Source organism: Kitasatospora sp. NPDC127116 (genome assembly GCF_042677365.1).
Lineage (GTDB): Bacteria > Actinomycetota > Actinomycetes > Streptomycetales > Streptomycetaceae > Kitasatospora > Kitasatospora lactacystinica.
This window is the reverse complement of the sequence record NZ_JBHXTL010000149.1, coordinates 8,508-21,247: the sequence shown is the minus strand read 5'-3', so window position 1 is coordinate 21,247 and position 12,740 is coordinate 8,508. Positions and strand designations below refer to the sequence as shown.

At 74.3% G+C, this 12,740-nt stretch carries 8 protein-coding genes; 1 reads left to right on the top strand and 7 read right to left on the bottom strand.

Annotation, left to right across the window (positions count from 1 at the left end; genetic code table 11):
* Positions 1-53: 53 nt before the first annotated feature.
* The 7 genes from trxA to ACFVHV_RS37625 form a co-directional block, all read right to left on the bottom strand.
* A complete protein-coding gene (gene trxA, locus ACFVHV_RS37655; protein ID WP_359909516.1) occupies positions 54-380 on the bottom strand; it encodes a thioredoxin in 327 nt (108 codons plus the stop codon).
* 127 nt (positions 381-507) lie between these two features.
* Positions 508-1,470: a thioredoxin-disulfide reductase gene (gene trxB, locus ACFVHV_RS37650; protein ID WP_359909513.1), complete on the bottom strand. Its 963-nt coding sequence runs from the start codon at positions 1,468-1,470 to the stop codon at positions 508-510.
* Between the two features lie 173 nt (positions 1,471-1,643).
* On the bottom strand, positions 1,644-2,633 hold the full coding sequence (locus ACFVHV_RS37645; protein ID WP_380357539.1) for a hypothetical protein: 990 nt from the start codon (positions 2,631-2,633) through the stop codon (positions 1,644-1,646).
* Positions 2,630-3,349, bottom strand: coding sequence for an RNA polymerase sigma factor SigM (sigM, locus tag ACFVHV_RS37640; protein WP_380357537.1), 720 nt, complete (start codon positions 3,347-3,349; stop codon positions 2,630-2,632). Before sigM ends, ACFVHV_RS37645 begins: the two co-directional genes overlap by 4 nt.
* A gap of 52 nt (positions 3,350-3,401) precedes the next feature.
* Positions 3,402-5,414 carry a serine/threonine protein kinase gene (locus ACFVHV_RS37635; RefSeq protein ID WP_380357534.1) on the bottom strand — a complete coding sequence of 671 codons (2,013 nt, stop codon included), beginning with the start codon at positions 5,412-5,414 and terminating at the stop codon, positions 3,402-3,404.
* Positions 5,415-5,717: 303 nt separating this feature from the next.
* A complete protein-coding gene (murJ, locus tag ACFVHV_RS37630) occupies positions 5,718-8,186 on the bottom strand; it encodes a murein biosynthesis integral membrane protein MurJ (RefSeq protein WP_359909501.1) in 2,469 nt (822 codons plus the stop codon).
* 58 nt (positions 8,187-8,244) lie between these two features.
* Entirely contained in the window at positions 8,245-10,803 is a 2,559-nt protein-coding gene (locus ACFVHV_RS37625; protein ID WP_380357532.1) for a DUF6049 family protein, read from the bottom strand.
* A 367-nt stretch (positions 10,804-11,170) separates the two neighbouring features.
* Between ACFVHV_RS37625 and ACFVHV_RS37620 the strand changes: the two genes are divergently transcribed.
* On the top strand, positions 11,171-12,595 hold the full coding sequence (locus ACFVHV_RS37620) for a CCA tRNA nucleotidyltransferase (RefSeq protein ID WP_359909530.1): 1,425 nt from the start codon (positions 11,171-11,173) through the stop codon (positions 12,593-12,595).
* Positions 12,596-12,740 lie beyond the last annotated feature (145 nt).

Sequence of the window (12,740 nt, the reverse complement as noted above, 5' to 3'; positions counted from 1 at the left end):
GGCCCCCCCCCCGGCCCCCCCCCCCCCCGCCGTGCGGTCGACGACCGGAAGACCTAGATGAACTCGGCCAGCTCGCGCAGCAGCGCGGCCTTCGGGCGGGCACCGGTGATGGACTTCACCGGCTCGCCGTCCTTGTAGACGATCAGGGTCGGGATCGAGATGACGCCGTACTTGGCGGCGGTCGCCTGGTTGGCGTCCACGTCCAGCTTGGCGATGGTCAGCTTCTCGCCGTGCTCGGCCGCGATGTCGTCCAGGACCGGGGCGACCTGGCGGCACGGGCCGCACCAGGTGGCCCAGAAGTCGACCAGTACGGGCTTCTCGCTCTTCAGGACGTCCTGCTCGAACGTCGCGTCGGTGACGGTGGTGGTGGCGCCGGCCACGGGAACTCCTCGGGTTCGGACGGAGGGGGCTGCTGCCAGGAGAACAACGGGTGGGCCCGTTCTGTTTCTGCCCGGCCGGGGCGGGGGTGTTTCACGTGGAACACCCCCGTGGGGCGGAGGGTGGGGCTCAGACCGCGACGGCGGCCTTGGCCTCCAGGTCGTCCAGCGCGGCCAGGTAGCGCTCGGCGTCCAGGGCGGAGGAGCAGCCGGTGCCGGCGGCGGTGATGGCCTGGCGGTAGGTGTGGTCCACGACGTCGCCGGCGCCGAAGACGCCCGGGATGTTGGTCCGGGTCGAGGGGGCCTCGACCTTGAGGTAGCCCTCGGCGTCCAGGTCCAGCTGGCCCTTGAAGAGCTCGGTGCGCGGGTCGTGGCCGATCGCGATGAACAGACCGGTGACGGCCAGCTCGCGGGTCTCGCCGGTGGTGGTGTCGCGCAGGGTGACGCCGCTCAGCTTCGGGTCGCCGTGGATGGCCTCGACCGCGCTGTCCCACTCGAAGCGGATCTTCGGGTCGGCGAAGGCGCGCTCCTGCATCGCCTTGGAGGCGCGCAGGGTGTCGCGGCGGTGGATGATCGTGACGCTGCGGGCGAAGCGGGAGAGGAAGGTCGCCTCCTCCAGGGCGGTGTCGCCGCCGCCGACCACCGCGATGTCCTGGTCGCGGAAGAAGAAGCCGTCGCAGGTGGCGCACCAGGAGACGCCACGGCCGGAGAGCTTGTCCTCGTTCGGCAGACCGAGCTTGCGGTGCTGGGAGCCGGTGGTGACGATCACGGCGCGCGCCTTGTGCACGTTGCCCTCGGAGTCGGTGACGGTCTTGATGTCACCGGTGAGGTCGACCGCGACGATGTCGTCGGGGATCAGCTCGGCGCCGAAGCGCTCGGCCTGGGCCCGCATGTTGTCCATCAGCTCGGGGCCCATGATGCCGTCCCGGAAGCCCGGGAAGTTCTCGACCTCGGTGGTGTTCATGAGCGCGCCACCGGCGGTCACGGCCCCCTCGAAGACCAGCGGCTTGAGGGAGGCACGGGCCGTGTAGAGCGCGGCCGTGTACCCGGCCGGGCCGGAACCGATGATGATCACGTTACGGACGTCGCTCACTGCTTCTCCTGGTTCGCATCGCGACCCGCGTTTGCTGCGGGGAGGGCGGTCCTGCTCCGCCGCCCGGGACAACGACTGACCAGTGTCTCGCATTCCCAGGCGGATCAGTACCAGGCGCCCGAAGTCCGGAAGCGGCGTGCCGCCGTCGTCGTGGATCGCATGGGAACGGCCGGTCAGCGGCTGGGAACGGCCTGGTGCAGGACGACCGGGCCGCAGTCGGGGGAGCGCAGGTAGACGTCGACGGAACCGGGGCGGCCGGGCAGGGAGTAGACCAGGACGTCGACCGGGGCGCCGTGGTAGCTGCCCCGGTCGGTGGCCAGCGGGGTGCCGGAGGCGGGTGCCGGGCAGCCCGGGCCGCTGGGGGAGGCGGGGGAGGGCGAGTCGGGCTCCGGGCGGCCGCCGTCGGCGGGCGGGGCCCCCTCGGACTGGGCGGGCCCGGTGGCCAGCAGTCCCGGGACGTTCTTCGAGCGGGCCAGCAACTGTTGCACCTGGGCGTCGAGTTCGCCGTCGCGGTACTCGGTGCCGGCGCCCGCCGTGTGCGGGGCGCGGACATCGTGGCCGTCGGTGGTGGCGGCCGGGGCGCTGCCCGCGGTGGCCGCCACCGTGCCGGACCCGTCGTCGGGGTGGAGCAGCAGTGCCCCGCCGAGCCCGAGGGCGGCCAGGACGGCGGCCGTGCCGAGCAGCAGGGCGAACCGCCGCCGGCGGGCGCGACCGGGCCCGCCGGCCGAGCCGGACCGGCCGGCGGGTCGGTCGCCGGACGGGGCAGCCGGCCGGGAGGCCGTGGAGGAGGGCGTGACGGGCACCGTGGCGGCACGCGCGGGCCGGGCCGGGGCCTGGGCCCGGTGGTCGGCCGCGGGGGCCTCCTGAGCCGGTTCGACGGCCTCGCGGCCGCTCCCGGCGGCTGCGGCGGCGGCCTCGGCCAGCGCCGCGTCCAGTCGGGCGGCGACGTCGGCCGGCATCGGCGGGGTCTCGACGTCGCCGAGCAGCGACTGGACCTCGGCGAGGGCGTCGACGGTCTCCCGGCACTCGGCGCAGCCGTCCAGGTGCCGGCGCAGCGCCCCGATGGTGTCCGGGGACTCGATCAGTCCTTCGGCGAGGTCGGCCAGCCGCTCGATCGGGGGGTGCTCCTCGGCGGGGTCGGGGAAGGAGGGGTGGGCGTTCATCGGGTGCTCGCGTCTCCTTCCAGGACCGTCCGGCCGGTGCTCGGGCCCGCCCCTGTGACGGTGCCGGGCGGCTTCGGGTTCCCCCGGGTGTCGCGGCGAGGTGGGGCCGAGCCGCGGGCGGGCGGTGTTTCACGTGAAACATCGGGCTCGCGCAGGTGCCGGACCAGGGGGAGGAGCCGGGCCCGGCCGCGCGCGCAGCGGCTCTTCACGGTGCCCACCGGAACGCCGAGCAGTTCGGCCGCCTCGGCCACCGGGTACCCCTGCATGTCGACCAGCACCAGTGCGGCCCGCTGCTCGGCGGGCAGCTCGGCGAGCGCCGCGGTCAGCTCGCGGTGCAGCTCGGCCCGGACCACCGGGAAGTCGGCCGGCTCGGCGCTGCCGACCAGGGTGTCCAGCCGCTGGGGGTCCTCGTCGAGCGGGGTGGTGCGGCGGGTGGCGCCGCGCCGGGCGCGGTCCAGGCAGGCGTTGACCACGATCCGGTGCAGCCAGGTGGTGACCGCCGAGCGGCCCTGGAAGCCGGCGGCGGCGCGGAAGGCGGAGACCAGGGCGTCCTGGAGGGCGTCGGCGGCCTCCTCGCGGTCGCCCAGGGTGCGCAGGGCGACCGCCCAGAGCCGGTCGCGGTGGCGGTCCACCAGCAGACCGAAGGCCGCCGGGTCGCCGCCGACGTGCCGGGCGAGCAGCGTCGCGTCGTCCGTCGGGTGCGCTTCGTCCGCCACCGTCACCCCTCCCTCCCGGCCGCCGGTCCGTGCCGCGTCCGCGGTCGTCGGATCAGCCGGAGACCTTCACCTCGGCGACGTGGCCGCGGAACCTGCCGTCGGTATCCTTCGTCAGACCGGTCAGCCAGATCAAGAGGTACCGCGTGGTGACCGGGGAGTCGAGGGTGTACTCGACGTTGCTCCCGGTCTTCTTCCCGACGACGGTGAAGGCGTCCGGCTTGGCCTGCAGCGGGTTGGCGCCGGCGGCCGGGGTGGGCAGCCGCAGCTCCGCGGACTGCTCGCCGCCGGAGAACTGGACGTTCACCGAGGAGACCGGCTGCGGCGAGCCGAGGTCGATCAGCAGGCCGGTGCCCGACTTCAGCGCGGGCGGCTTGGCGCCGAACTGGTCGACGTACCAGCCGGTGGTCCACGAGGTGCTCAGGTCGCCGTCGATGGCCTTCCCGATGCTCTCGGTGCCCTCGGGTCCGTCGCCCAGGGGGTTGTAGGACTGCGCGTCCTTGATGGCGAGCGTCACCGGGTTGTGGGTGCTGGCCTGCGGGCTCGGCGCGGTGCTGCTGGTCGAGGGGGTGGTGGACGCGGTGGCCGACCCGGTGTGCCGCAGGCTGTCGACGAACTGCCAGGAGGCGACGCCGATCGCCCCCAGCGCGACCGTCCACGCGGTGGCCTTGACCACCCGGCGCAGCCGCCGCCTGGCGCGCCGGGAGGAGGCCGGGCGGGAGGAGGCCGGCAGCGGGGCGACGGTGGTGTCGGCGACCCGGGTCGGGTTGGGCGCGGTGGGCAGCGCGTGGGTGTTGTGCCGGGGCGGGGCCGGGAAGGCGGGCAGCTCCGGTTCGGGCTGGCGGATCCGGGGCATCTGCGCGATCGCCCGGACCAGCTCCTCCGGCGTGGTGATCGGCCGGGCGTGGTGCGGCGGCTGGTCGAACAGGGCCCGCGCGGCGAGCTCGGACAGGCCCTTGTGGACCCCGGCGCGGACCTGGTCCGGCGCGGCGTTCTGGAGGCCCTTGGGCAGGCCCTGGAGGTCGTAGCGGTCCTCCGGGTACGGCCAGCGGTGGGTGAGCGCGGCGAACAGCAGTGCGCCGATCGCGCGGGTGTCCGCCCGCTGGGCGTCCTCGGCGTCCTCGGCGGGCAGCCCGCGCAGGGCGGCGTCCACCGCGATGCCGTTGATCCGGTACTGGCCGCTGTCGGTGCGCAGCACGCAGCGCGGGGTGAGCCGCAGGTGGGCCTGGCCGCGCCGGTGGGCGGCCGCGACGGCGTCGGCGACCTGGCGGACCATCTGGTACGCCTCGTGCGGCTCCATCGGACCGTTGGCGAGCAGCCTGGCCAGGTCGGAGGAGTGCGGCAGCCACTCCCGGACGACGTAGACCAGCTCGCCCTCGTGGACGGCGTCGAGGACCTGGACGAAGCGCGGGTCGCCGAGCAGCGCGGCGGACTTGGCGGCCGCCACCACCTTGCGGGCCCGCTGGTGGCCGGAGGCCATCAGGTGGACGCCGACGGCCCGGCGCAGCTTCTCGTCGACGGCGCGCCAGCTGCTGAAGGTCTCGGTCTGGGAGATGCACTCCTCCAGCCGGTACCGGTGGCCGATCATGTCGCCGCTGCGGCGCTGCGGGGCGGGGAGGGTGCGCGGGAGGGTGGCGGTGTCGCGCGGGTCGACCGTGGGCTGCGGGTCGGTGGGGCGGCGCGCTGGGCGGGCGGGTTCGTCGGCGGGCTTCTTCCGGGGGGAGCCGGCGGCCAGTTCGGCGCGGAGCTCCTGCACGGAGAGCGGTGCGGTGATCTCCGAGGTCTCCTCGCCGGCGGGGGTGCCCGGTCCTGCGGCCGGTGCGTCGTGCCCGCCCTCGCCCTCGCCCTCGCCCTCGTCCCCGTCCTCGTCCTTGTCCTCGTCCTCGTCCGCGTCGGTGCGCCCGGGGGCGGCGGCAGCGGTGGTGGCGCCCCCGCGGGCGTCCGCGGAGGTGCTCCCGCCGGCGTCCTGCGAGCCCGTGAGCTCGTCGATCGCCGCGGCCAGTGCGGCCTCGTCCGTCGCCGCGTCAGCTGCTGACGTGTCGACGACGGCCTTGGTGCCATCAGCCACCGTGGTCCTGCCTCCCCTTGTGTAGCCCCGGCCTGAGAGATTCGCTGGAGCCCGGGGGTCGGCGGCCCTGTGCTCCAGGACAATTGTGCCCACTCTTCTCCACCGGGTACGACCGCTGAGACGTCCGCTCGGTTGCACGCGGGTGGAGAGATGTGGTGCAGATTCGACACCGGGTCGCCATCCGACGGTCGGGCGGACCCGAACCAACCGGTGCCCCAGCACTCGGCCGGACGAGCGGAGGAGCGTCTCGCTCCGGTTGACGCCCGGTCAGGGCGCCCGCTCGTCCGGCCGGTGGTCGGACGGTCAGCGGCCCAGCCGGCCGCGGACCATGCCCAGCATGGCGTTCAGTTCCTCGATCCGCAGGCGCTTCGCGATGAGCACGAAGACCGCCAGCTGGAGGCCGCCGGCCACGACCAGGGCCGCCACGCTGCCCGGCCAGCCGCCGAGCACCTGCTGGACCCCCAGGCTGGCGCCGAGGCCGACCAGGGCGGCCGGGACGCAGGCGGCGGCCAGCCGGCTGTACGTCCTGCCGATCCGCTTGGTGTCCAGCCCGCCGATCCGCTTCTTCAGCTTCGGCATCGCGACCGTCACCCCGACGGCGTAGGCGAGGCCGTAGCCGAAGGCGAGGCCGACCACCGTCCACTCGGCGGGCAGCACCAGCCAGCACAGCAGGGCGAAGCCGGCCTGGCAGGCCGCGACCCAGACGGTGTTGGAGAACGGCGTGCGGGTGTCCTCGTAGGCGTAGAAGCCGCGCAGCATCACGTACTGGGCGGAGTACGGGATCAGGCCCAGGGCGAACGCGGAGAGCATCAGACCGACGTTGGTGGCGTCGTTCAGGACGGTGTCGTTGCCGCCGACCGCGTAGATCGCCCGGCCGATCACCGGGCCCAGCGACAGGAACAGGAAGGCCGCCGGGACGACCGCCACCGCGGTGGTGCGCAGGCCGTAGGAGATGTCGTCGCGCACGGCGCCGGCGTCCTCGTCGGCCGCCGCCCGGGAGAGCCGGGGGAGCACCGCGCTCATGATCGAGACGGTGATCACGGCCTGCGGGAGCTGCCAGATCAGCAGCGCGTTGGAGAACGCGGCCAGGCCGACGCCGCCGTGTCCGGCCGCCGCCGCGGCGTCGCCCGCCTTGGTGGACAGCTGGGTGATCACCAGGTAGCCGGCCTGGTTGGCGAGCACGAAGAAGAACGTCCACTTGGCCAGTCGGGCGGCCTTGCCCAGGCCGTGACCGCGCCAGTCGAAGCGGGGCCGGAAGCGGAACTCGGCGGCCCGCAGGTACGGGATCATCGCCAGCGACTGGACGACCAGACCGATCAGGGTGCCGAGGCCGAGCAGCCGCACGCCCTCGGGGGAGATGCCCTCCGGGGTGACGTGGGTGGTGCCGAACCCGCCGTAGACCCAGATGTAGGCGGAGAAGGTGAAGATCACCACGATGTTGTTCAGGACCGGGGTCCACATCATCGCGCCGAAGCGGCCGCGGGCGTTGAGGATCTGGCCCATCACCACGTGGATGCCCATGAAGAAGATGCTCGGCAGGCAGAAGCGGGCCATCGCCACCGTGGTGTCGGCGCGCTCCGGGTTGGCCATCATCGGGTGGGCGATCAGCTGCACCAGCACGGGCGCCCCGAGCACCGCCAGGAAGACCACGCCGCCGAGCCCGACCATCACCAGGGTGAGCAGCCGGCTGGCGTACGCGGTGCCGCCGTCCTCGTCGTTCTTCATGCTGCGCACCAGCTGCGGCACGAAGACCGCGTTCAGCGCGCCGCCGCCGATCAGGATGTACAGCAGCGTCGGCAGGGTGTTCGCCGCGTTGTAGGAGTCACCCATCACGCCGACACCGATGGCCGCGGTGATCACCATGGTCCGGACGAAGCCGGTGCCGCGGGAGACCAGCGTGCCGGCCGCCATGATCGCGCTGGAGTTCAGCAGGCTGGCGACCTTGCCGCCACCGGCCGCCTGGGCGGGTTCGGCGGCGGGCGCCTGCTGGGCGGCCTGCTCCTCGGCGACGACGTCGGACAGCGGTTCGACGGCCGGGGGCACCGCGACGGCGGCCACCTGCCTGGTGGCCTCCTCCTCGGAGAGCGGCGGGTCGAACTCGATCGGCGGCACGAAGTGCTGCTGCCCGCCCGGAGCGCCGCCGTGCTGCGGCTGTCCCGGGTAGCCGCCCGCCGGCGGGTACGGGGCGGGGCCGACCGGAGGGGCGGTCGGCTGGACCGGCTGCGGGGCCGGGGCGGGCTGCGGGACCGGCGGCTGGGCCGCGGCCTGCGCCGGGCGGCCGCCGAACAGGGCGTCCACCCCGACGTACTCGGTGGTCTCGGTGTCCCAGGCGGAGTGCGCCGGGCCCGGCTCCCACTGCTGCCGGGGCTGCTCGACGCCGCCCCAGTGGCCACCGGCGGCCTGCGTCGGGGCCGGCTGCTGCGGCCAGGCGCCCTGCACCGGGGTGTCCCAGCCGGGCTGCACCGGCGGCACCGGGGCCGCGAACTGCTGCTGGGCCTGGTACGGGGTCGGCGGCACCGGCGTCGGGTAGCCGCCGCCCTGCGGCGGCAGCTGCGGCGGCACGTCGTACGCGGCGGCCGGCTGCTGGGGCGCGACGGGCCGCCCGGCCTGCAGACCGTACGGGTCCTGGCCGTCCTGCGGGTGCCCGTACGCGTCCGCCGCGTACGGGTCCTGGGCGTAGGTGTCGGCCACGTACCAGTCGCCGGACGGCGACTCGGCGCCCGGCCGGCTCTCACCGCGGCCCGACGGCCGCTCCTCGCTGCGCCCGGTCATGTCACCTCTTCGCTGTCGTGGGGGGAGGCCGGCCCGGCGGTGCGGGGGGTCGGCGGTATCAAGGACCAACCTTCTCATCACCGGCGGCCCGATCCCGGCCATCCGGGCTGCTGCCGCGCGGTGTCTGCGCGGGACCGTCACCCCGGGTGCCGTCCGTCCCGCCGGCCCGGTCCGGTTCCGCGGCCCCGGCGCGATCCGCGGTGGAGTCCCGCGCCGTGCCCTCCGCGGCGCCCTCCGCCGTGTCCTGCGCCGTGTCCTCGGCCGTGTCCCGCGCTCCGGTGCCGTCCGCCGCCGGGGCGTCCCCGACCGGCTGGTCGCCGTCCTCGTGCGGCTGCCCGCCGCGCCGCTTGCGCTGGCGCACGAAGCGCAGCGCGGCCAGCAGCAGCAGGACGCCGGCGCCCGCGAAGATGTACAGCACCCCGTTGGTCACCGAGGTGACCTCGACCTTGAACTGCTGGGGGTCGCCGTACGGCCGGGAGTCGGGGCCGGTGGTCCACAGCTGGGCGGTCATCGCGACCGTCCCGTTGTTGTGCGCCTCGGCGTTGAAGCGCAGGGTCACGCTCTGCGAGGCCGGGAGGACCAGCTCCTCCTCCTTGCTCACCCGCAGCCTGTTCGGCTGGGCCGAGGTGAGCACCAGCTTCAGGTTGGTGACCGTCTGGGTCAGGTCGTTGCGGACGCTGACCTGGAGCAGACCGGTGTTGCCGGCCAGGGTGACGACGTTCTTCTTCGGCACCTGGACGGCGCTGGTCAGCTCCTTCAGGTACTTCGTGACGCCGGCGCGGTAGGTGCTCCCGGCCGGCGGCTGGCTGCGCCACTCGGTGGACAGCGAGCGGACCATCGCGGCGCTGAACGGGCCGCGCACCCGCTGCGGCAGGGTGAGCACCCGCATCAGGGTGTCCAGGTCGTGCTGGATGTCGTCGGTGCGGCTCAGGTCGGCCGCGGGCAGCTCCGAGGCGCGGGCCTGGGTCGGGTAGTCGGTGGGCGCCGGGACGGCGGTGTTCGCCTTCGGGTCGGCCGCGGACTGGGCCACCGCGTCCAGCTTGACCGAGGAGATCCACTTGCCGTCCGCCGTCTGCAGGGCGCTCGCCAGCGCCTTGGCGCCGGCGACGCTCAGCTCGCGCGGGGGCAGGACCAGCAGTCCGCGCTGGTTCTGCGGCTGCTCGTGGGTGATCGCGAAGGTCTCGGCGAGGAAGCGCTGGGTGGCGTCGGTCTGCGCCTGCGGGCTGCTCAGGTCCTTGTCGAAGAGCGAGGAGACGGTCTCGTCGGCCACCACGGCGCTCTGCCCGCCGCCGATCGGGCGGACGGCGCTCGGGGTGTAGTTGAGCGAGTCCGCCTCGGGCATGCTCGCGCCGTTGACCAGCACCAGCCCGCTGCCCGACTGCTGGGCGAGGGAGGCGATCTGCTGGTCGAGGTAGCCCTGGAACGGCCAGGCGACGTCCGACCGGGTGTCCACGGCGAGCCGGCCCTCGACGGTCAGCCGGCCGGCGGTGGCCGCCTTGCTCAGCGCGGTGGTCATCCCGGTCAGGTCGGAGCCGTTGTGGGCGATCGAGGCGAGGTCCGGGTCGGCGTACGGCAGCGAGACCACCTGGGTGCCCGGCTTGGCGACGGCGGCCCGCAGCTTGTCCAGCCAGGCGACGGCGGCGGCCGAGGGCTGCATCTGGACGGTGTTGTCGTCCTTGACGGACTTGCCCGACCCCTCGGTGCCCGGCTTCTGCACCCGGTAGGTCTTGGTCATCGCGAGCGCGGCGTCCAGCAGGTCCGGGTCGATCACCCAGGTCAGGCCGTTCAGCTTGGCGCCGGTGTCGACCAGCTCGTACAGCCGGCCGCCCGGGGCGAACTCGGTGGCCAGGCTGTCGTCGCGCAGCACCGAGACGGGCTGGTCGTTGCTGTCGGTGGTGGTCTGGGCGGCCACCACCGGCGCGTGCACCAGCGGCCAGACCGTGGCGACCTTCGTCGGCTGCGCCTCGGCGCCGCCCGGGTTGTACGGCAGGAAGGTCCGGGCGATGCCCAGGGGGCGGTCGCGCGGGTTGTCGGCGGTCCCGCCCCAGGCGTCCACCGCGAGCTCGTACGCGCCGCTCGCGGACAGCCCGAGGTCGCTCACCGCGACGCTCAGCGTGTACGGCTGGCTCTGCCCCGGGTTCAGCTCCGGCAGGGCGTACTGGGGGGTGTCCAGCTCCGTGCCGTCCTTGCTGTCCGGCGTGGAGCGGTCGGCCACGTTGGCCAGGTCGCTGCGCCGGTCCAGCGGCTTGTTGGAGTACGGCTTGCGGACGGCCGCGTGGGCGCCCTTGACCGCCGACTTGCCGGCGTTGGTGACGTGTCCGGTGATCGTCACGATGCCGTTCGGGGTGGCCACCTGCGGGCTGAGCGTGTCGATGGTCATCACCACCGGGTACTCGGCCGTGATGGTGGAGTCCGCGGCCGGCCGGACGTTGCCGCCGGCGGGCAGCGCGCCGGCCGGGGTGGCCGTGAAGAGGGTCAGGGCGGCCGCGCAGGCGGCGGCCAGGCGCGCGCCCGCCCGGCGCGTCCGGCGGGCCGGATGACGCCCCTCGGCGGGGCGCTCGGCCCCTCCAGGCTGTCGGTGCGTCCCCAGGCCCGAGTGCCGTGCCGGCTCACTCACTCGCTTCGCCCTCGCCGTTCTCGATCGTTCGCTGCTGATGCTGTCGTCCGGCGCGGTCCGCCCGACGGTCTTCGCTTGACTCTCTTGGATCGCTCCGCCCGACGCCGTCGCCGCACCGCTGCCGCGGGGGTTCCCGCGGACGGCGGCGGCGCGCGGCACCGCATCCCCCGTCCGGTGCCCGAGACTCGTCCACCGGCATGGTAACGATGCAGCCCGCGGCGCAGTGTTGCGGGCTGTGGGGTGAGACGCCCAGAACGCGCGGGCGGTTGACCTGTCGGGGCACGTACCCTTGTGAGCCGTGTCCACTGCCAATGAGCCCACCGCGCACACCGACCCCTCCAGCACCGCCGTCCAGGTCGTACCAGGCCTGAGCGAGGCCCAGACCCTCGGCCTCCAAGAGCTGCTGCGGGTGTCGCCGGTCGCCGACGAGATCGCCCGCCGGTTCCAGGCGGCCGGTCACCGGCTGGCGCTGGTCGGCGGGTCCGTCCGGGACGCGCTGCTCGGCCGGCTCGGCAACGACCTGGACTTCACCACCGACGCCCGCCCGCAACAGGTGCTCAAGCTGGTCAAGGGCTGGGCGGACGCGGTCTGGGACGTCGGCATCGCCTTCGGCACGGTCGGCGCCCGCAAGGACACCCCCGAGGGTTCCTTCCTGATCGAGATCACCACCTACCGCTCCGAGGCGTACGACCGCACCTCGCGCAAGCCCGAGGTCAGCTACGGCGACACCATCGGGGAGGACCTGGTCCGCCGGGACTTCACCGTCAACGCGATGGCCGTCGACCTGCCCGGCCGCGGCTTCGTCGACCCGCACCACGGTCTGGAGGACCTGGAGGCCCGGGTGCTGCGCACCCCCGCCACCCCCGAGGAGTCCTTCTCCGACGACCCGCTGCGGATGATGCGGGCCGCCCGCTTCGCCGCCCAGCTGGACTTCGACCCGGCGCCCGAGGTGGTCGCCGCGATGACCGCGATGGCCGAGCGGCTCACCATCGTCTCCGCCGAGCGGATCCAGGCCGAGCTGAACAAGCTGCTGCTGGCCAAGCACCCGGTGAAGGGCCTGCGGCTGCTGGTCGACACCGGCCTGGCCGGGTACGTGCTGCCCGAGCTCCCCGCGCTGCAGCTGGAGCGGGACGAGCACCACCGGCACAAGGACGTCTACGAGCACTCGCTGACCGTCCTGGAGCAGGCCGTCGACCTGGAGCAGGACGGTCCGGACCTCACCCTGCGGCTCGCCGCGCTGCTGCACGACATCGGCAAGCCGCGCACCCGCCGCTTCGAGTCGGACGGCCGGGTCTCCTTCCACCACCACGAGGTGGTCGGCGCCAAGATGACCCGCAAGCGGATGCGGGAGCTCAAGTACTCCAAGGAGCTCATCGAGGACGTCTCGCGCCTGGTCGAGCTGCACCTGCGCTTCCACGGCTACGGCGGCGGCGAGTGGACCGACTCGGCGGTGCGCCGCTACGTCACCGACGCCGGGCCGCTGCTGGAGCGCCTGCACAAGCTGACCCGCTCCGACTGCACCACCCGCAACAAGAAGAAGGCGGCCGCGCTCTCCCGCACCTACGACGGTCTGGAGACCCGGATCGACGAGCTGAAGGCGCGGGAGGAGCTGGACGCCGTCCGCCCGGCGCTGGACGGCAACCAGATCATGGAGCTGCTCGGCCTCAAGCCCGGCCCGCAGGTCGGCAAGGCGTACAAGCACATGCTCGAACTCCGGCTGGAGCACGGCCCGATGGAGCACGACGAGGCGGTCGGGGCACTGCGGGCCTGGTGGGCCGAGCAGCAGGGCTGAGTCCGGATCCGGATCTCCGGACGCGGCGCCGGACACGGTGCCGGACACGACGGGAGGGGTGGGGGGGGGCGGCGGGGCGGGGGGCCCCCCCCACGGCGGGGGCGGCGTGGGGGGGGGGAGGGGGGGCGCAGAGAAGGGCGGCGGG

Excerpts from the sequence above, each read along its gene's own strand:
- ACFVHV_RS37645 (WP_380357539.1), bottom strand. The coding sequence starts at position 2,633 with ATGAACGCCCACCCCTCCTTCCCCGACCCCGCCGAGGAGCACCCCCCG.
- murJ (WP_359909501.1), bottom strand. The coding sequence starts at position 8,186 with ATGACCGGGCGCAGCGAGGAGCGGCCGTCGGGCCGCGGTGAGAGCCGG.